Origin of the sequence: Actinomadura fulvescens, assembly GCF_039533225.1 — a bacterium.
In the GTDB taxonomy this organism is placed as follows: domain Bacteria; phylum Actinomycetota; class Actinomycetes; order Streptosporangiales; family Streptosporangiaceae; genus Spirillospora; species Spirillospora fulvescens.
This window is the reverse complement of the sequence record NZ_BAAATD010000013.1, coordinates 222,010-240,329: the sequence shown is the minus strand read 5'-3', so window position 1 is coordinate 240,329 and position 18,320 is coordinate 222,010. Positions and strand designations below refer to the sequence as shown.

Annotated in this window: 20 protein-coding genes; 19 read left to right on the top strand and 1 reads right to left on the bottom strand. The window is 67.2% G+C overall.

Annotation, left to right across the window (positions count from 1 at the left end):
• Window positions 1-354: 354 nt before the first annotated feature.
• The 18 genes from ABD333_RS37705 (at window position 355) to ABD333_RS37620 (ending at window position 12,816) form a co-directional block, all read left to right on the top strand.
• Entirely contained in the window at window positions 355-2,052 is a 1,698-nt protein-coding gene (locus ABD333_RS37705) for a ParB/RepB/Spo0J family partition protein (RefSeq protein WP_344547381.1), read from the top strand.
• A 146-nt stretch (window positions 2,053-2,198) separates the two neighbouring features.
• Window positions 2,199-2,396: a hypothetical protein gene (locus ABD333_RS37700; RefSeq protein ID WP_344547380.1), complete on the top strand. Its 198-nt coding sequence runs from the start codon at window positions 2,199-2,201 to the stop codon at window positions 2,394-2,396.
• Entirely contained in the window at window positions 2,393-2,914 is a 522-nt protein-coding gene (locus ABD333_RS37695) for a hypothetical protein (protein WP_344547379.1), read from the top strand. Before ABD333_RS37700 ends, ABD333_RS37695 begins: the two co-directional genes overlap by 4 nt.
• Window positions 2,915-3,032: 118 nt before the next feature.
• On the top strand, window positions 3,033-3,494 hold the full coding sequence (locus ABD333_RS37690; protein ID WP_344547378.1) for a hypothetical protein: 462 nt from the start codon (window positions 3,033-3,035) through the stop codon (window positions 3,492-3,494).
• A 70-nt stretch (window positions 3,495-3,564) separates the two neighbouring features.
• Window positions 3,565-4,341, top strand: coding sequence for a hypothetical protein (locus ABD333_RS37685; protein ID WP_344547377.1), 777 nt, complete (start codon window positions 3,565-3,567; stop codon window positions 4,339-4,341).
• 151 nt (window positions 4,342-4,492) lie between these two features.
• Window positions 4,493-4,849, top strand: coding sequence for a hypothetical protein (locus tag ABD333_RS37680; protein ID WP_344547376.1), 357 nt, complete (start codon window positions 4,493-4,495; stop codon window positions 4,847-4,849).
• A gap of 17 nt (window positions 4,850-4,866) precedes the next feature.
• Window positions 4,867-5,343, top strand: a complete 477-nt coding sequence (locus ABD333_RS37675) for a hypothetical protein (protein ID WP_344547375.1) — start codon at window positions 4,867-4,869, stop codon at window positions 5,341-5,343.
• 67 nt (window positions 5,344-5,410) lie between these two features.
• Window positions 5,411-5,656, top strand: a complete 246-nt coding sequence (locus ABD333_RS37670) for a hypothetical protein (protein WP_344547374.1) — start codon at window positions 5,411-5,413, stop codon at window positions 5,654-5,656.
• A 147-nt stretch (window positions 5,657-5,803) separates the two neighbouring features.
• Window positions 5,804-6,145 carry a hypothetical protein gene (locus tag ABD333_RS37665; RefSeq protein WP_344547373.1) on the top strand — a complete coding sequence of 114 codons (342 nt, stop codon included), beginning with the start codon at window positions 5,804-5,806 and terminating at the stop codon, window positions 6,143-6,145.
• Between the two features lie 98 nt (window positions 6,146-6,243).
• Entirely contained in the window at window positions 6,244-6,516 is a 273-nt protein-coding gene (locus tag ABD333_RS37660) for a hypothetical protein (protein WP_344547372.1), read from the top strand.
• Between the two features lie 158 nt (window positions 6,517-6,674).
• A complete protein-coding gene (locus ABD333_RS37655; protein WP_344547371.1) occupies window positions 6,675-7,151 on the top strand; it encodes a hypothetical protein in 477 nt (158 codons plus the stop codon).
• 436 nt (window positions 7,152-7,587) lie between these two features.
• Window positions 7,588-7,983 carry a hypothetical protein gene (locus tag ABD333_RS37650; RefSeq protein ID WP_344547370.1) on the top strand — a complete coding sequence of 132 codons (396 nt, stop codon included), beginning with the start codon at window positions 7,588-7,590 and terminating at the stop codon, window positions 7,981-7,983.
• A gap of 133 nt (window positions 7,984-8,116) precedes the next feature.
• Window positions 8,117-8,563, top strand: a complete 447-nt coding sequence (locus tag ABD333_RS37645) for a hypothetical protein (protein ID WP_344547369.1) — start codon at window positions 8,117-8,119, stop codon at window positions 8,561-8,563.
• Window positions 8,564-9,369: 806 nt separating this feature from the next.
• Window positions 9,370-9,789, top strand: coding sequence for a DUF8033 domain-containing protein (locus tag ABD333_RS37640; RefSeq protein ID WP_344547368.1), 420 nt, complete (start codon window positions 9,370-9,372; stop codon window positions 9,787-9,789).
• Window positions 9,790-10,442: 653 nt separating this feature from the next.
• A complete protein-coding gene (locus ABD333_RS37635) occupies window positions 10,443-10,796 on the top strand; it encodes a hypothetical protein (RefSeq protein ID WP_344547367.1) in 354 nt (117 codons plus the stop codon).
• 11 nt (window positions 10,797-10,807) lie between these two features.
• Window positions 10,808-11,203, top strand: a complete 396-nt coding sequence (locus tag ABD333_RS37630) for a hypothetical protein (protein ID WP_344547366.1) — start codon at window positions 10,808-10,810, stop codon at window positions 11,201-11,203.
• A 596-nt stretch (window positions 11,204-11,799) separates the two neighbouring features.
• The gene (locus ABD333_RS37625; protein ID WP_344547365.1) at window positions 11,800-12,165 is read left to right on the top strand and encodes a hypothetical protein; all 366 of its coding nucleotides are present in this window, start codon (window positions 11,800-11,802) and stop codon (window positions 12,163-12,165) included.
• Window positions 12,166-12,264: 99 nt separating this feature from the next.
• Entirely contained in the window at window positions 12,265-12,816 is a 552-nt protein-coding gene (locus tag ABD333_RS37620) for a hypothetical protein (protein WP_344547364.1), read from the top strand.
• 268 nt (window positions 12,817-13,084) lie between these two features.
• Here ABD333_RS37620 and ABD333_RS37615 read toward each other — a convergent pair whose 3' ends face one another.
• Window positions 13,085-13,504 (bottom strand): hypothetical protein, encoded by a 420-nt coding sequence (locus tag ABD333_RS37615; RefSeq protein ID WP_344547363.1) that lies wholly within the window; start codon window positions 13,502-13,504, stop codon window positions 13,085-13,087.
• Window positions 13,505-13,741: 237 nt separating this feature from the next.
• Here ABD333_RS37615 and mobF point away from each other — a divergent pair, with 237 nt between their 5' ends.
• On the top strand, window positions 13,742-18,295 hold the full coding sequence (mobF, locus tag ABD333_RS37610; RefSeq protein ID WP_344547362.1) for a MobF family relaxase: 4,554 nt from the start codon (window positions 13,742-13,744) through the stop codon (window positions 18,293-18,295).
• Window positions 18,296-18,320 lie beyond the last annotated feature (25 nt).

Sequence of the window (18,320 nt, the reverse complement as noted above, 5' to 3'; positions counted from 1 at the left end):
ATCGACGACGATGCGCCTCACACGCGCAGCGTCAGCCGCCGGATAAAAGCCCCGCGCCGCAGTCACTGCGGCGCGGGCACCCGTCACGATCGGCGCCACCGCGCCACACCGATCCGACGCGGGTTGACCAACCACAGCGACGACCACGGGCGCCCAGCCCCGCCGCACCGAAATCATTCGGCGGCAACACAGCTCACCACGGGCAGATAGACGAGACCGGGCCCCGCATGGCCGCCCACCAGCGACCGGGCTGCGCCCCACGGATTGACTCCCCCTCCATGGAGGCGTATATTTAGGAATGTCGAAAGGGAGGGCAACCCCGATCGACACCCCCACCCAGACCAGGAGGACAGCATGACCATCATCACCGACCACAGGGACCCGCAGACGCAGGACAAGGCCACCGAGATCACCGAGACGGCCGAGTCGGAGCGGCCCGCTGCGACCGCCCCCACTGAGCCGACCGAGCTCCCTGGCGAGGCCAGCGACCAGCCGGCCGGGCTCGATCTGGAGATTCCCGAAGGCGTGCAGTTGCGCATGGTGCGCCCCTCCGACCTGGTACCGCACGAGCGCAACGCCCGTGAGGACTTCGGTCTCGACCCCGACGAGGACCCCGTGTTCGTGAACTCCATCCGCCACAGGGGTGTGAGGGTCCCGCTGAAGGTCCAGCGCCGCGCCGACGGCCGCCTGGTCATTGGCATGGGCGAGCGCCGCTGGCGGGTCGCCAGGGAAGTGGTTAAAGAGCCTGAAGTTACCTGGGAGAAGATCCCGTGTCTCATCTGGGACGCCCCGCACCTGACGGCGGCGGAGTTCCTCGACATGGTCGACGAGAATCAGAACCGCAAGGAGTTGACCAAGGCCGAGGAGGCCGGTGCGCTGTTCAGCGCGGCGGAGATGGGCATGGGCGTCAGGAAGATCGCCAAGGAGCTCGGCCGCAAGGAGAAGGAGGTCAAGCAGGGCATCGAGGCCGGGAAGCTCTCGCCGGAAGCCCGCGAGGCCATCACCGGCATCCCGGCAATCGAGGACGACCTTGTCGCCATGGCCAAGCTGCACGAGTTCGACGACGACCCCGAGGCCCGCGACCGCATCATCAAGGAGGCCAAGAGGGGATTCTTCGACCTCGGATACTCCAGAGAGACCCAGCGGCGTGAGCGCGAGCGGCAGCTCGCCGCCGCGCGGGCCGAGCTGGAGGCGGAGGGCATCCGCGTCCTGGAGGAGGTCCCCTCCGGCGCGGTCGAGGTCGGGCGACTGCGCGTCAGCCAGGACAAGGACGCGGCGGCGCTGACGGCCGAGACCCACGCCGAGTGTCCAGGAAACCTGGCGGTGCTGACCACCAACAGCGGCGGCGCCAAGACGGCTACGTACTGCGCCAACCCCGCCGCGTACGGACACTTCAACCCCCGGCCCGCCGCGCCCGCGCCCGGTACTCCCGAGGCGGCCGCCAAGGAACAGGCTGAAAAGGAGGCCAAGACCAAAGCCAGCCGTCACGTAAAGGACGGCAACATCGAATGGCGCGCCGCCGAGCCCGTACGGCGCGAGTTCCTGACCAACCTGATCACCGGCAAGCCCACCCCGGCCCAGATGACCAAGATCGCCAGGTTCGTCACCTGGGCCCAGCTCACCATGCCCGACCCGCTCCGCAAGTGGGCAGGCAGCTACAACAGCGGTGAGGTCCTCGCCCAACTCCTCGGCCTGGCCTCCCCCGCCAAGGACAAGCACGAGGCCGGGCGCACCGACCTCACCCCCGAGGCCATCACCAAGCTCATTGACAGAACCGCACCCAAGCGGTACCCGCTGATCCAGTTTGCCACCATCGCCGCCGCCTACGAGCGACGGATGGACGTCAAGACCTGGCGCGACATCGACAGCTTCGAGTACTTCGAACGCGACAGCCGCCGCCGCCAGCAGGCCGCCATCGCCGTCTGGCTAAAGCTGCTGGCCGAGCTCGGCTACCGCCTGTCCCCCATCGAGCAGGCCGTCGCAGAAGGCAAGTCCTGGACCGGCGAGACTCCCACCCAGAAGCCGCTCCAAGCAGAAAGCAAGGCCGCCTGACCAAGTCGGCTGAGCCCGGGGCGAAAGCACAGGCGTCCGCCCCGGGCTCAGCCCCACGACGCTCCCCGCCCTGGACCCACCGGCACGGCCACGCCGACCGAGCACGCACCCTCGGCCGGCCCCCACCCCACTTGACAAGGCCCAGCATGCGCATCCACCACGACGCAGTGACGATCGCCGACGTGGCCACCGGCGACACCCGACCCAGCGCCCTGGCCGAGCCCGACCCCGAGACCCTCATGGCCTACCTGATGGTCTTCGTCCCCGACCTGTACGACAAAGCCGAGATCGCCGAGCGCGGTCCCGAACCGCGACCGCAGCAGGAGCCGGAGACGCAGCGATGACCTGGACCACCACCGAGCACGGCGACATCCGCTGCCCGTGCGGCAACCTGCCCGAGAACGCTGGCTTTGAGCCGTGCGACCCGACCGGCACGACCGTGGAGATCGATCCCACCTGGACCGGTCTCTACCGCTGCAACGCCTGCGGTTGTATCGACCTGTACCCCCAGCCCGCACGCCTGACCATCTACCCCCCGCAGGCGCCGACTCCCAACCCTTCGCCAGACCTGGCGTTCGCCCTGTTCGACGCGCTGTGGCACGAGGCCGCCGCCTGGGCAGCCGACGACGCAGAATGCGCCTGGGCGGAAGGCTTGCGGAGGCTGCCGCCCGCCGACGCGCTAGAGGCCCTGGAAGACTCCGACTGCTTGCCCAGCACGCTCGCCAACCCCGTGGCCGAAACGATTCGTTTCCTGGCCCCGGCCATCTTCCATCCGATCAACCCCATCGCGCGGACGGCGGCCACCGCTTCGCACAACCGCCCAATCAGTCCACTGGGCCCAACGCACCGTTCAAGAAGCTGAGCGAAGGGCCTATCTGGCTGGAGATCGATGGTCAGCACAAACGAGCCCATAGCGCTATAATTATTAATGATGAAGCGGAGGGCGACCCCGCTTCGCCGCCGACAAGCACGGAGGAACGATGTCACGCACCACCACGCCCGAGGCGATCGCCGAGCGCTGCGGCATCTCCAACAGCACCCTGATCCTGGCGCGCCACGCGATCAGGCTCGCGATCATCACCGCCCACCCGGCCGCACGTCCCTGCCTCCCCCTGCCCGACCTGCAGATCCCCGAGAGCAGCGTCGGATACGACCCGGCGATCACACAGATCGGCGACAACCTGTTCACCTCCACGGGACACGCGATCGCACAGCCCTGGATCAGGGCATTCGGAGACGGATGCAGCCACCTGGCCGAACCTCAGGTCCGGATCCTCTATGAACTGGTCTACGACTGGTACCGGCTCCTGATCGACGCCGACATGTTCATCAAGGTGGCCAGCCGCCGTTATGACCTCGATCGGACCGTCGCCCGCGTCGCCGTGCGAGTCGAGGAAGTACTCACCTTCGCATCGCCAGCTGAGACCACGCCCACGAACTGAGGGTTGCGCCCGGCCGGGCAACTCCCCGGCCGGGCGCCTGCCCTGCGCCTGCTCACAAGAAAACCCGCTCATGACCCACAGCCCGCCGGACTCTCCCCCGCCCCCGCCGGAACCGCACTACGGATACCGGGCGCCGCAGACTCCCCGGCACCGCGAACACCTGGCCCTCACCGCCGCATACCAGGCTTTCGTCGCCGACGCCGGCGAGCAGCGCCACCCCCTTGACAGCGGAACCCTGCTACTGCGGCTGAGCAGTAGTGGCCGCTGGCGCTTCGCCCTGCTCAACCCGGCAGGGGAACGGGTCGCGGTCGGGACCGCTCACGGCGACAGCACCGGATCCGGCCTGGCCCGCACCATCGCCGAGACACTTCGCCGCGCCCCCGCCCGCGCCGACGAGCCCGGGGCCACCCGGCCCACGTATCGACCCGAGACGATCGGGCACCTGATGAAGATGCGCCGCAACTCGCGGACGCCCTACCCGCGCACGGATGGCACCCTGCATATGAGCGTCCCCGGCGCCCGCATCATCATCAGCCCGTCCGCCCTACAGGCCCACACCGCGACCGGCGGCATCCGCCTGGTGCTGGAAGGCCCCTGGACCGAATGGGACGCAGCACCCGTCGCCGACGCCATCCTGCGCGACCTCGCACCCCAAGCCCACCACCTGACCCACACCACCGAGCCGCGCGGCTACTCCCGCAACGAAAGCGGATCACGAATCTACGACGGGTCGTCGTGGGCGCTGTGCTCGTGCGGCTGGCGTTACGCCGCCTCCGACCGCGCGGAAGCGCGCGCACTGGCGACCTGGCACCGCCAGCACCCGACGCGCCACCGAACCAATCCCTGACGGCCTCAGTTTCCCAGCCGTCCGGGTCGCAACGTCCGGACGAAGCAGCCGGGGTGGCCGATTGACCAACCAACTTAGTCAAGGTATATTTATCTATGTCGGAACGGAGGGCAGCCCGGACCGGCACCACCAACTCGAAGGAGTTCAACTCATGCGTATCACGAACGATGACCGGGTCGAGCGCGCCGCCGCCGTGCTCACCTTCCACCGCCACGACTCCGACCCCGACGCCGACGGCGCAACCGCGCTCCTCCTCGCCGAGCTGTTCCACTTCGCCGAGCAGCAGGAGGACCTGGCCGACGTCATCGCCGCCGCGCTCAGCGGATTCAGCCACCAGTACGCGGCCGAGAGCCCTGAGCCCACCGAAACCCCGCAGGCCCTGTACGCGCTTTTCGCCACCCGCACGATCGCCGCCCTCCTGGGCACCGGAAGCCAGATCGGCGCCTGCGCGGTCGAGGTGCTCACCGCCGCCCTTGGCCAGTACCTCGCCGCCCGTCCAACCACCTGAACCGGGAAGCTACGACCATGATCCGCTGGCAACCAACCGGTGACGGCAGCTGGGCCTGGAGCAACCAGCCGGACCTGCACGGACGCCTCATAGTCGAGCAGGACACCCCATGTCCGATCTGCGAACGAGAAGGACGGCGCAGCGCGCGGGGCGCAACTCCCCGCCAGTACATCCTCGCCGAGCACGAGCTCGCCGAAGGCGAACGTGACGACCCGTTCTGCCACAGCCACGGCTACATCAGCGACTACCACGAGGACCTGACCGGCACGATCCTGCGCGTCCAGCGCAACCCCGATCGCCCACCCGACTTCTACCTGGTCACCGGGGCCAGCGAAGACGGCACATTGCTCAGCATCCGCCCTGTCCACTACCAGGACGGCCAGCCCTATCCGGACCCCCGGTTCCAGTTCGGGCTCGAAGTGGGCGCCATTGCCTTCACCGTGCACGACGCCAACCCGCAACTTCCTGGTGAATCCACCCCCAATCCTCAGTGAGGTACAATTAACTCTAACAATCGGGAGAATAGGCCGGACGGCGGCCGCCACGGACCAGGAGGGCAAAGTGTCCGCAACCACCTTCACCTTCGTCGATGACTGGGACAGTCGATTTGGACTCCGATCACCCATAGTGATCGCAGCCACCGGCGACGACTGGCGCCAAGCGCGCAACCGCGCAAACGTCGCAGCAAGGCGCCACTTCGACTCTGACTACGAAGACGAAGCCTACGGCGTCGTCAGCTTCGTCGGAGATCTCACCGGAGAGCTCAGCTCCGCCGAGCGCACCATCATCTACGCCGACGACGCGTGAGACCGGCCAGGTGATCCCTCCCTCCCGCCGTGCGCCCCCTCACCGGCGCGCGGCGGGCCGGAATCGACACCTCGAAAGAGGTATAATTATTTACATTGATACGGAGGGCAACCCGTATCAGTGCCACCAGACAGCGAAGGACCAACCATGCAACGAAAGTACGAACCCGGAGTCCTGCTCACCTTCATGATGCAGGGCAGGACCCGAACCGAGCTCAACGAGATTCTGGACACGATCGAACTGCGTCCGCTCACCACTCCCGACGAGGTCACCTCCCTCTTCAAGGACGAGAAGGACGAAGAGGCCGCCGCCCTCCGCCGCCTGGTCACCCAGGTCCAGGCGGCCGGAGTCCAGGCGGCCGGAACCACCCAGCGCCTGTTCCCCACGGGCCTGTACGCCGTCGACGCCGGACCGGCACCGCAGCGGCTCTACTACCTCCGCGAGCCCAACCAAGCCGACTTCCTCTGGTTCGCCGCCGACATCAGCTGACCACAACACTTCCACCGCTCCCGGCGCCACCGGCACACCGCCAGCCGCACCCGGTGACGCCGGGCGGTGGCCCGCCCACTCGCAAGACAAGGAAAGCGATGACCGACAACATCACCACCATGGACGTCACTCTGACGATCGCGCTGAAGCTCGACCTCGGCGAGGGCATCGACCTCGGCAAGGTGTCCATGAGCGATCTACGCACCTCGCTCGACAGCGAGGCACGCTGGCAGCTCGAAGGCATGGCGTTCGCAGTCGCCTACGACCATGCCAATGACAAGAACGCGGAGGTCCATATCGACGTCACGAATGCAGACGTCAAGAGCATGGACGTCGCCCCGGCCCCAGGCGCTGGGCCCGAGTCCGCGTAAAGCGCCGAACGAGCCCCATCGCCCGAGGAACGGGCCCGGTCGTACCAAGGTGCGGCCGGGCCGCGCGGCGGCAGGCGCGTGCGCCACCAGCTCCGCGCTCGGTACTGAGCGCGGACAGATCCACCTCAAGCCCACCAATTTCGGATAAGGAGCCGACCGTGAACACCTCCGCCGCCCAGGCCGTCATTGAGGGCCTGTACATCGGTTCCCGTGTCATCTACCGCGGCAGCCTGGTTGAGCTCCGCGGCTACAGCTTCATCCTGCTGCCCTGCGGCTTCGGCAACCGTTGTCCCAAGTGCGAGGACGGGCGGAGCATGTTCGACGCCGACGAGGCTCCGCACCTGCGGTACAGCCTCTATGCCCCCGACGGAACAGTTGCATGCCACGTCCGTGCGACCAGCCTCGCCCTTGCCGACTCTGGTTGGTGGCCCACGGGCGCCCTCGCCCTCGGCATCGGTGGCTACCGCTTCCTGGCCTGTCACACCGCTCCGGGCGGCAGCCCGTACGCACGCGCCGTTCACTTCCACACCGCCGATGGTCTGGGCGGCGACACATGGTGCCGATTCGACGCCGTTGACGAGACTGTGCGGCGTCTGGACGCAGCGGGCCGCCGGTGCTTGGCTCTTGGTGCTTGACCCCGACTCGCCACGGCCTGGCGCAACCGACCAGGGCACGAGCACGGGGCTATCGCCGCGAGCCTGCCCGCCTGGCTGCGGCTCTCAGTCGTCGCGCCGGGGGCGCGGCGTTTGCCTGGGCGAGGGGCGCTCGCGCCGCCCCCTCGCGCTCCCCCGGCGCCTCGCCGCGGCCGCCGCGCACGCGCCGGCCCAAGCCGCTGACGGCCGCGCCGCCGGCTGAGCCGGGCCGCGAAGCCGGCGGCCTGGTCGAGGGGCTCAGGTCCTGGAAAAGCATCGCCGAGGACGGCGACCCCACAGGTGATCACGGATTGGTAACGGTGGTCGCGGGGTCGACATCAGGCTACTTCCCAACGCCGAATAGTGGTATATTTGACTATGTCGGAACGGAGGGCAGCCCGGACCGGCACCACCACCCACACGAAAGGGGAACGCGCGCATGCTCCTTCACACCAACGGACTCGGCCCGAAATGGACCGACCACGACGGCGCCGCCGCCACCTGGCACATCGACAACTCCCACGACCTGGAGCTGCGCCCGCTCGGATACATCTCCGGCCCTGGCGGCACCAGCCTGGTGTGGTCCCACCGCCTCACCTGCGACGACGCTGTCACCAACACAGGTCATGACCTGCTGACCGGCAACGCCTACCCGATCATGCGCGACGATTTCGTCCGCGCCGCAATGGCGTTCATGAACACCCTCGGCGCCGGTGCCGACGAGCACACGTCCGAGATCCAGCGCTATGCCGGAGAGCTCTGCCTGTACTGCGACGACACCGGCCACTGGTCGCCTGAGTGCCTCACCCCCGCCGCCGCAACCCTCTTCGGCTGATCACACGCTTCGGTCGGCCCGCCATCCAGCGGGCCGACCGACACCCCTGGGAGGGCAACCCCGGGACCCCGCACACCCACCAACCAACGAAGGGCACGCAGTGACCACCTCAGCAGCACCCAGAGCCACCCCAGTGACCTCGCTGACCAAGGGCCCGAAGACGGTACGTGGCATGGTGATCGCCGCGATCGCCAACGCTGCACACCGGACCGGTGAGACGATCGGCGCCGCGCAGCCGTGCGAGCACCTGCCCGCCTGGCCCACCGGCCCGATGAGGACGCCGCCGGAGGTCGAGGACGCGGCCCGCCAGGCCGAGCGCCTCCGCGTGCACATCGCCCGCCAGGAGTGCCAATGCCGTCGCGGCCTGCGCACCCACATCATTGACGAGGCCGCCCGCGCATGGCTGAACCTGGTCTCGCTCGGCAAAACACACACGGGAGTCAACGAGACTCCCGGTCCTCTGAGGAAACACACCGCACGCCGGTTCGGCCAGCAAGCCCGAGCCATCTCAGAAGATGCAGCTTGGATGGTGGGTGCGCGGCAGCAAACCTCAGACCGGGTCCACCGACGCACGGCCTGACGACGGGTCGGCCGGACGAGCCCGAGTCGGGCGGACCCCTTCGCGTTTGAGTCGATGGTTGGACGTGGGCGACTGGGGGCCACGCTGGCCCCCAGACCCCCCGGCGAGCCGGAGCACTCGCTCGCGCGCTAATGCCTGTCACACCTTCTCGCCGTTCGCGCGAGCGAGCACTCCGGAACGTCCCCGCACACCCACCGCGAAAGCCCCGCTACTTCAACCCGCAGGCGATCGACGCCGCCATCCACGAGAAGGAGCCACGCATGACCATGAGCAGGTCAGTCCGTCACGCCAGGCAGCAGAGGGTGCTGTGCGGCCTCGCGGCCCGCCCGTTGCAAGCCGCTGGCATCACCTGGTCGGTCATGGTCAGCATGGGATGGGGCGACAACCTTGACGGCATCTGCGTGATCATGGACCCGTCGCACGTCGACGTCATTGCCCGCGCCCGCGATGTGCTGGCATCCGAGGGCTGGACGATCACCCAGATCTTCGCCGACAGGTCCACCACCCTGCCCTACCCGCAGACCGGCTTGGCCGCTGTCGCCCCCGCCGGGGCCATCCCCCCGGGAGCTGCTCGCCTGACCAGGTTGCCCGGATTCCGGCCCAGGTGTCGCCGGAACCCGGGCGGAACCGCACCCACTCGCGGGCCTGTGATCGCTCTTCGAGTGGCGCGACCGAGGGGCGCAGCTGCATTGATACGAGCGAAGGCCAGGGCTAGAACACCACTCCAATTAGTGCTATATTTAGCTATGTCGGAACGGAGGGCAGCCCGGACCGACACCACCGCCATACGAGGGAGAAACATGATCATGCCAGCCACCATGACCCCCGGCGCCACCCTGCGGTTCTATGGACGGACCGCTTTCAACGGCGCCCCTGGCATCCGCGAGTACCTCGCCGCACGCGTCCCCTTCACCGCCGGAAGCATGACCGCACAGAGCTCCCCCCGCACCACATGGGGAACGGTCCCAGCCATGGGCATCATGCCGGACGAGCTCGCTGACCTGTGCCGGGACGAGCTCGCCCGAGCCGTCTACGTGGTCTACTCCTACCGGACGCCTATCGCCTGGGTGCTGAAGGACCAGGACGGGCAGGAACGCACCGTGATCCCGCCGGTCGAGTACACCCGCACGACCGCGCGCCACCTCAACCTCTGCCGCGCCCACCTCGCTCCGCACGGATACGACGAGACCCCCGAGCACCCCAAGGGCCCCGGGTACGACTGGTAACACGTGTCCACGGGGGGCCCGCCCAGTGCAGGGCGAGCCACCCGTGCCCGAAGTCGCACAGCCTCCCGCCGACACCCGGGCGCGGTCAAACCCGCCTGAGGCAATGGAGACTCAAACAGGTGAAGCGAAAGAAGCGAAAAGGAACCACGTCGATCCACGTCCTGGATTGTTCCGGTCAGCAGATGCTGATAACAGCAGTTCCTAGAACAGAGGCAGTGGCAATCATTGGTCTGGCCGGAAGGGATATTTTCCTGCCAGTGACGGTCGGGACGAAGGTGTTCATACTGCCTCTCGAATAATGATGTCGGTGGTCGCGCCGGGGGCGCGGCGTTTGCCTGGGCGAGGGGCGCTCGCGCCGCCCCCTCGCGCTCCCCCGGCGCCTCGCCGCGGCCGCCGCGCACGCGCCGGCCCAAGCCGCTGACGGCCGCGCCGCCGGCTGAGCCGGGCCGCGAAGCCGACGGCCTGGTCGAGGGGCTCAGGTCCTGGAAAAGCATCGCCGAGGACGGCGACCCCACAGGTGATCACGGATTGGTAACGGTGGTCGCGGGGTCGACATCAGGCTACTTCCCAACGCCGAATAGTGGTATATTTAACTATGTCGGAACGGAGGGCAGCCCGGACCGGCACCACCACCCACACGAAAGGGGAACGCGATGAGCACTGGAGTCCTCACGATCCACACGCGCTACTACACGCTGGACGACGTTCACGACGGCGACGTCACACCCACCGACGAGAACGAGCAGGAGCACCGCGACCTCACCCCGGCTGAGGCCGCCGAACTGCTCGTCACCACCGGCCTGTGCGGGCAGTACGCGCTGAGCGTTCACCCGGTGCAACTCGATCAGCTCACCGGCCACGAATGGTTCTGCCTCCCCGACGGCTCGGTGATCGCTGACACCTGGGACGCCCATTACACCGGACTGCTCATGGAACGCACCGGCCACCTGTCCGGCTGGAGCGTCCAGGACTTCCGGTCCATCGTCTTCGCGGCCCTGACCGCCTGAGAGGAGGCAACATGTCCAAGATCATCACCCCCGACATGTCCGGCTGCTGGGTGGACGGAGCTCGGGGCTGGCGAGCCCACGTCATGGTCTTGCTCACCGCCCTGGACCACGGCTGGCGGCCCGACGTCGGAATGATTCGCAAATGGTCCAAAAAGCGCCACGCCTACGCACGCGCCGTCCTGCGCGCCTACGCAACACGAGGACGCGTGGAGGCCCCGCCCGTCCGCGACCCCTGGGGTAACACGATCACCTACGCGGAGGCGAGCGCGGCCATCTTCGACACGGGGGGACTACTCGACGACGCTCAGGAATACCTCAACACGCTAGCCCCGAAGGGGCACTCGTTCGGATGGCACGAAGGCGATTTCATACTCGCTCCTTCTAGCTGGTGGATCGAGACCGCCTAACCAGAGCCGGAGTGTGGCACGGCGAAACAGCCGAACCCACTCCGGAAGAGGGACGGCCGCACCGGTGGCCCGGCCATGGTGCGCGAGAGGGTGCGCGGTCCCCTCTCGCGCACCCCAAGCCGATAGCTGGACGTGGGCGACTGGGGGGCCACGCTGGCCCCCCAGACCCCCCCGGCGAACCGGAGCACTCACTCGCGCGCCAACGCCTGTCACACCCTCGCGCCGTTCGCGCGAGCGAGCACACCGGAACGACCGCGCCCCCAGCCGCTCACCCCACCCCAAGCCCATGCAACTGCGGATCGCTTTCGCCGACCAGGCAGCGCGTCAGCCCGGGTCGCTTCGCAGACGAAGGCCGACCTGACAGGAGATCACGGAACGGTTCGGGACGGTTGCCCCACCGGACCGCCCCGAAAGGCCATGTGAACAGACGTCGCCAGCAGCGGAACGCGACATCGCTTGCCGAATAACGAGCCGGTAACGGTTGTGCCTGGTCGCCGCGAAGACCGCCCCTCCAAGGCCATTTGATGTATATTTAACTATGTCGGAACGGAGGGCAGCCCGGACCGGCACCACCAACGAACGAAGGGAAGCGACCAATGGACGTCAGTCCCAACGGCATCGCGGAAGGCAAGGTCTATGGCTACACCCCCCGCGCGTGGCCGAACGCCCGCCTGACAGTCCGCGTCTTGAACTTCCACCCCGACCACGAGGGCAACGAGTTCGGCATTGCCGAGGTCGTATGTCTCACCACCGCACCCGGCATCGGGATGCAGCCCGGCAAGACCTACAACGTCGGCGCCGTCGGCTGCCTCTACCCGCTGGAGCGAGCAGGTACCGAGACCAGCAATGCCAGCGAGTCACAGACGCGCAAGCCCAAGAAGCGCAGCGCAAGGCCGAAGCGGACGAACCCCAAGCGGACCACTGCGTCAACGCCGGGTTCGGAGTCCATGACTCTCTTCTGATCGAGCGCCGGGTGACCCGTCAACGGGCCACCCGGCTCCCGCAGACCTCACCACGGCTGCACATCCACAGATAGGACTGAACAGATGGTCCGATGGAACATGGCCTCGGCGACCGACGTCACGTACCGGGGCTGGCCGACATGGAAGCTCCCGAGCGAGGGCCGGAACTACTTCGGCGAGCCCGGAGACTGGTACCAAGTACCCGATCTGCGCATGCATTTCGGGTTGCTCGCCGGTGAGCGCTACCGCGTCGAGTTCTGGTTTCAGGAGGGTGATTCCAGCCTTGGCCCAGTGGCGAAGCTCTGGCACCGCGAAGACCAGGAGGAAGGCCCCGGACGTCTAGTGTTCGAACGGGATTACCGAGACAGGGATTACCCGTACGGAGCGCTGGCCTTCGAGGAACTGGGCCAGGCATACCAAGCCGCAGCCGCCGAGGTGAAGGTGATCAACCTTCACAAGCACCGCTGCCACTCCCTGGAATGCGCCCACACCGCGAACGTCCTCACCGGTGATGGCTTTTGCTCCTACTATCTCTGCGCCGTCCACGCGCGACGTAACCCCATCCGCTGGCGCGGCAGTCTGGAGGGATTCACGTTCATACCGATCGCGTTCACGACCGGCAACCGCGCCGACGCCGAGCGATCGTCATGACCACCGCAGCACAGTAAGGAACCCCATCAGCCCCCGCCCGGGAACCACCCGGGCGGAGGCTGACCTGTGTTTGCGGCGCGGGATGCGCCGGCCCCGGGCATCGAGCCCGGGGCCGGCGCGCTGCCGCTCGCCGCTTACTCATCGTTCGCCAACAAGGCCGAGAGACCGAACGTCAGCGCACGGGCGTTGCCCCCACCGGAACGGGGCGGCGCCCGTTGTTGCGTGCGCACGTGCACGAGCCGCTTGTACTGTCGACACCTGAGGGTGGCTAGCCCAGCTGCGACTCCGCCACAGGCCCGCCGCCCGCCGAAGGGCCCGGCGGCTGAGCGTGATCCTGTCGCCGTACGACGGTCTTGCGTTCTGCCAGTTGACGGAATCCGTCCGCGACTTCCCTTGCGCGAGTGACCGGCACCGTCTTGGCCGCTTTCTCTACTTCATTCGCCGGAAAGCCGTAGATAGAGCTGGCCGTGGTAGCTGAGCCGTAGACGCGGACGGCGGCCGCGAGCGTCTCGGCAGCCTGCGCTTCCGCGTCGGCCGCCTCGGCCGCCAGTTGCTGCGCGCGATTACGAGTCGTGACGACGGCGGAGTCGAGCAGATCCTTGGTCTTGGTCTCGACTCGCTCAAGCTGCCGCCGACGCGCCCGCATCTCCCGGACAGTCAGCGCTTCCCCCTGCCTCAGATCAGTCATGCAGCATGGTAGGCAGACCAACCCATACCAGTACAAGATCTCAGTTCACGACACTAAGAAGCCGAGAAGACACCATGCAGCCGAAATCAGCTAGAAAGATCGGAACACGCACAGACGTAGCGAAGAAGCCACCTTCTACTATCTCAGCCATGATCATCTCATTAGTGCCAAGGTATCATCACTTCGTGATGATACGGATCTGGGGCTTGACCTGCGGAGAGAAGGCGTAAGCAGGCGATGGCTTGGGTCACGACGATCGGACCGAACGACGAGCAGACCGAGTACCGCCTCACCGGGCGACACGGGTGCTCCCAGGCCGAGGCCGTCCTGGTTCGAGCCGCGCCGCTGCTGGAAGCCATCCGGACCCGGGCCACGCAGCTCACGGTGGCTCCAGAGACGCTGTTCAGCTCCGCGGTGCAACGAGGCCGGTTCGAGCACTACGCCTACCAGCTACAGCACCGCGGCAACCGGTACAGGATTCCTGCTGGTGCCGCACTCGGACTGGCTAACGCCGCCGGCCTGTCGGCCCATGACATCTACGGCGAGGATTTCACCAGGGCTCTAGGGGCGCAGCAGGACCCAGAGTTGGCCTACCGGATGGATCTCAACGAACGGCCCCTGATGTGGATCGGTGAGGGGCTGCGAGCGTTCGGCATCACGCCCGGAAGCGAGCTGCCTCCGGACCAGTTCGACGTCGCCAGGGCTCTGATGAAGGGGTACGACCCGCTCACAGGTGATCGCCTCATCAAGCCCAAGGTCGCAGTCGATCCTCGTGCCAAGCTTCCAGGGCAGCCGCTCCTGGCGGCCATCCACATGCGCGCCGCCGAGCAGGGCCGCCCTCCCGAGCAGCTGTTCACCTCAAAGAACCAGCGCGACGCCTACAAACGCCTGGTCAACCAGGTCAGAAAGCGAGGCGAGAGCCACAAGGTCAAGTTCACCGACGTGGGCAAGCTCGCCGATGCCGCCGGCGTCGATGTGATCGCTCTCTATGGCAAGCGAGCCGTCAATCGCGCCCTGAAGCACGAGCGCGACCGCATCATCGTGGGCAACCGCGGATACGATCTGACGCTGACCCTACCCAAGCCCTTCTCGATCCTCTTCGCGTTTGCCCAGGACGAGTTGGCCGCCGAGGTGGAGGAGGTCTTCGTTACGGCGCTCAAGGAGGCCGTGCGCTTCGCCGAACGGCACACCGCTTACGGCATGAGAGGCCACCACAGCGGCGAAAAGTCCGCCCAGCGCGTCTCCTCAGCTGGGTTGCTGGGGTGGGTCAACATCCACCGGATGGCGCGTCCCGTCGGTGATGCGCCGTTCGGGGACCCGCACATCCACGGGCACGTCACGCTCGCCAACATGTGCCGTGGGCAGGACGGGACCTGGAGCACCATCGCCGCCGGTGGCCGCGACCTTCACCGGCACGCCCGCGCCATCGACGCCGTCATGCAAGCGCGGATCCGCAAGCTCACCAGCGAACGGTGGGGAATCGAATGGCAGCGCAACAAGCACACCGGCGTCTGGGAAATCATCGGCATCCCGGAGGAGACGGTACGGCTGTTCAGCAAGCGATCCGGCGAGGTTCGACACCTCTTCGAAGCCCTCGGCATCCCCTACGTCGAAACCACTACCGACCAGCAGAAGGCAGCAGCCGCCAAGACGGCCAACTCCAAACGCGAGGAGAGCACCAGCGCCTCCGACCAGGTCTTGCACGATTTCTGGCGCGAAGAAGCACGCGCGAGCGGTCAAGACCCGGACCAGATCCTGGATCACACCTTGAGTCCGACAGACCCGATCCGCGAGTACTTCGCCGACCAGGCGATCTCTGGACCGCGCTTCGCTGACGACCTCGCCGGCATTGCGGCGTGGGTCTTCCGTGCCGACGACGGTGGCCTGACCAGCCACCGGAAGGACTTCAGCCGAGCCGAAGCGCTCGCTGCCGTCGCTGACGCCGTCGGCGACGGCGTCAGCTCTGCTGAAGAGGCCGAACAGCTCACCGATCAGGTTCTGTCTTACGGCGGCATCGCAGTCAAGCTGCACGACAAAGGCCCGCGCCATTTGTCCAACCGGGACCGCTACACCACGACTGATGTCGTCGCCGCCGAACGGGAGATCATCAGACAAGCGCGAGCTCGCTTCGGCGACGGCTCAGCCATCGTCTCCGAGGCCAGCTTCCATGGCGCGATCGAGGTCTACCAGCTCGGCCAGCGCGCCGAGAATCCCGACTTCGCCCTGTCTCCCGAACAGCTCGATGTGCTCTGTCGACTTCTACGCGAGGGACATGGGATCGACGCCCTGATCGGGGTCGCAGGCTCTGGCAAGACCACCATCATGGAGGTCGCCCGCATCGCTTGGGAAAGCGAAGGCAAGGTGGTCATGGGCGCCTCCACGGCCGCGGTCGCGGCGGCGAACCTGCGGATGGAAGCGGGTATTCCCTCGATGACCATCGCCCGCCTCCTGCGACGCCTGCCTGCCGAACCCGGCCAGCCAAGCTTCCTGGACGGCGTGGACGTGCTGGTGCTGGATGAGGCCGCGATGCTGGACGACCGGCAACTGGCCGAGGTGCTCAAGCATCTTGCGGCCACCGGTACCAAGGTCGTCGGCATCGGCGATCCAAAGCAGCTGCAATCCCCAGGCGTCGGGGGCTCGTTCGCCGCGGTCCACCAGCTCGTTAGGGGCGCTGTGCTCAGCGAGAACTACCGCCAACGCGACGCCATCGAGAGGGCAGCTCTACGGCTGTGGCGACAGGACCAGAAGCGGGAAGCGCTGCGACTTTGGGCGGACCACGGCCGAGTCCACGCCGCCTCCACCCGGGCGCGCGCCATGGCGGGCATGCTCGTGGCTTGGGACGCCCGCCGCGGCGCCTACAGCAACATCCACGACAGCATTGCCAACGTGCTGATGCTGGCGTCCCGCAACCGGGATGTCGACGAGCTCAACACCGCCGCCCGCGCCATTCGTCGGCTGTGTAGAGAGATCGGCGAGCATGAGGAGGTCTTCGCGCTGGCGGGCGGGGGGACGGTCGCCTTCAGCATCGGCGACGTCGTCCTGCTCCGTCGCAACGACTACTCCAGCCGTTGGAACCAGCGACAGAGTGACGTCCTTAACGGCTACCGCGGTGTAATCGTGGAGATCGACGAGCAACGGCGTGTACTCGTCGAGTGGCGCGGCAAGGACCGGGACGGACGCCGGAGTCTGTTCCGCGAGTGGGTCGACGCGGCCTATATCGCGAAAGGAGGCCTCTCTCACGGGATTGCGATGACGGTGCACAAGGCGCAGGGACTATCGGTCGACCACGCCCTGGTCTACGGGCCTGGTCTGGCAGCAAACGGCGCCTACACGGCGTTGAGCCGCGACAAGCTCGAAGTCCATCTGTTCCTGCCGCGCGATGAGTTCGAGGATGCGGCGCTTCGAGCGGCACTCGGTGATCCGCGCACGTCCTCTGAGGAACTCGACCGCGTCCTCGCCGCATTCGCAGACACGCTGGAGTGGGGCAGCGAAGAACCGCTGATCATTACCGAACTTGGTGAAACGATCGAGCCGGTCGCACCCGCCCCGCTTCAGGAGGTTGGTGCGCAGCCGCGGTGGCGGCCAGGTGGACTGAGCGGGCCGAATGCCTCGTGGCGGGGCCCTGACTACCGAGACATCGCTCGCTTGCTGCTTGCGGACCTGGTTCCGGGAGATATCTCGCGGGTCCTCAATGACCGAGCCTGGCCCGCCCTTGCGGCCGTTCTGCGCAGGGCCGAAGGTGACGGGCATGACCCGGTGGCGTTGCTGGCCACAGCCGCAACGGAAGGTTCGCTGCCAGATGTTGATGCGGTTGTGGCAGTCCTGACCTGGCGGATCCAGGAACGGTTGGTCCTTGGTTCGGAAGTTGCACGCGGGAAGCCTGATAGGGAGGCGGGCGTCGGAAGCCGACTCCACCCAGCGGGGCGGAGCGCGGCCGAATCTGAGAGCGCGCAGAGGGCTGCATCTGACAGTGGCACGGGCGACGCAGAGCACCTCCTGGCTTGGCGCGATCGTCCCCTCGGAGATCTCGGTGACGAGGAGTTGGCGGCCGAACTTGCCGAGGCCAAGCTCGGCGCGGACGAAGCGCTGGCTGAGATGACCGCACTTGCCCAGCATGGCGATCAACTCATGGCCTCGGTTCGAGAAGGCAACGGGCCAGCCGCGCACAGCGTTCAAGGACGCTACGCCGACCTGCAGAGCCGGATCACCGCCATGGCTGAGTTGAAGGACCTGGACGATGCCTACGGCGCTGCCTTCGAGGAGTTGACCGCACTGCGCAGCGCGGTTTCTACGGCACAGCCGAGGACCGGCCGTCGACGTCCGCGAACAGAAGACCTCGGCGAGCTTCGCGCCCGCGTCGCTGACGCAGAACGGTTGATCATCGAGCTCGATATCCGCCGGGAGGTGCTCGAACGCCGCGCTGGACCTGTACATACCCGCGAAGTGGTCCGGACCGAGTTTGCCGAACTCGATGAAGTGTGGCCACGACACCTGGCCCTCGCCCAGCGTATGGATCTGGAAGACGCTGTGACGGCACATCAGCAGTATCTGCAGGCACGTGAGCGCGTCCAGGTCGCACAGGAACTGGTTGAGGTCCTGCAGGAGGAACATGACCTGAGGGAACGGCTGAGCGAGCGGCAGCGGCGAGACGAGCAACGCCGGCGGGTGCCCGCGCGGTTCGCACATCAGGATCGCGGCCCGAGAGTGCCAGCTGGTGAAGCCCAGCCCAGCGGCTACGGGCCGGAGGACCCTGGTGACCCTCTTGGCGATGGGTACCGGTCGGGCGCATGATCGAACGAGACGGCAGGAAGGAGGG

Excerpts from the sequence above, each read along its gene's own strand:
- ABD333_RS37635 (WP_344547367.1), top strand. The coding sequence starts at position 10,443 with ATGAGCACTGGAGTCCTCACGATCCACACGCGCTACTACACGCTGGAC.
- ABD333_RS37640 (WP_344547368.1), top strand. The coding sequence starts at position 9,370 with ATGCCAGCCACCATGACCCCCGGCGCCACCCTGCGGTTCTATGGACGG.
- ABD333_RS37675 (WP_344547375.1), top strand. The coding sequence starts at position 4,867 with ATGATCCGCTGGCAACCAACCGGTGACGGCAGCTGGGCCTGGAGCAAC.
- ABD333_RS37620 (WP_344547364.1), top strand. The coding sequence starts at position 12,265 with ATGGCCTCGGCGACCGACGTCACGTACCGGGGCTGGCCGACATGGAAG.
- ABD333_RS37700 (WP_344547380.1), top strand. The coding sequence starts at position 2,199 with ATGCGCATCCACCACGACGCAGTGACGATCGCCGACGTGGCCACCGGC.
- ABD333_RS37685 (WP_344547377.1), top strand. The coding sequence starts at position 3,565 with ATGACCCACAGCCCGCCGGACTCTCCCCCGCCCCCGCCGGAACCGCAC.
- ABD333_RS37705 (WP_344547381.1), top strand. The coding sequence starts at position 355 with ATGACCATCATCACCGACCACAGGGACCCGCAGACGCAGGACAAGGCC.
- ABD333_RS37695 (WP_344547379.1), top strand. The coding sequence starts at position 2,393 with ATGACCTGGACCACCACCGAGCACGGCGACATCCGCTGCCCGTGCGGC.
- mobF (WP_344547362.1), top strand. The coding sequence starts at position 13,742 with ATGGCTTGGGTCACGACGATCGGACCGAACGACGAGCAGACCGAGTAC.
- ABD333_RS37615 (WP_344547363.1), bottom strand. The coding sequence starts at position 13,504 with ATGACTGATCTGAGGCAGGGGGAAGCGCTGACTGTCCGGGAGATGCGG.
- ABD333_RS37680 (WP_344547376.1), top strand. The coding sequence starts at position 4,493 with ATGCGTATCACGAACGATGACCGGGTCGAGCGCGCCGCCGCCGTGCTC.
- ABD333_RS37625 (WP_344547365.1), top strand. The coding sequence starts at position 11,800 with ATGGACGTCAGTCCCAACGGCATCGCGGAAGGCAAGGTCTATGGCTAC.
- ABD333_RS37690 (WP_344547378.1), top strand. The coding sequence starts at position 3,033 with ATGTCACGCACCACCACGCCCGAGGCGATCGCCGAGCGCTGCGGCATC.
- ABD333_RS37660 (WP_344547372.1), top strand. The coding sequence starts at position 6,244 with ATGACCGACAACATCACCACCATGGACGTCACTCTGACGATCGCGCTG.
- ABD333_RS37665 (WP_344547373.1), top strand. The coding sequence starts at position 5,804 with ATGCAACGAAAGTACGAACCCGGAGTCCTGCTCACCTTCATGATGCAG.
- ABD333_RS37630 (WP_344547366.1), top strand. The coding sequence starts at position 10,808 with ATGTCCAAGATCATCACCCCCGACATGTCCGGCTGCTGGGTGGACGGA.
- ABD333_RS37650 (WP_344547370.1), top strand. The coding sequence starts at position 7,588 with ATGCTCCTTCACACCAACGGACTCGGCCCGAAATGGACCGACCACGAC.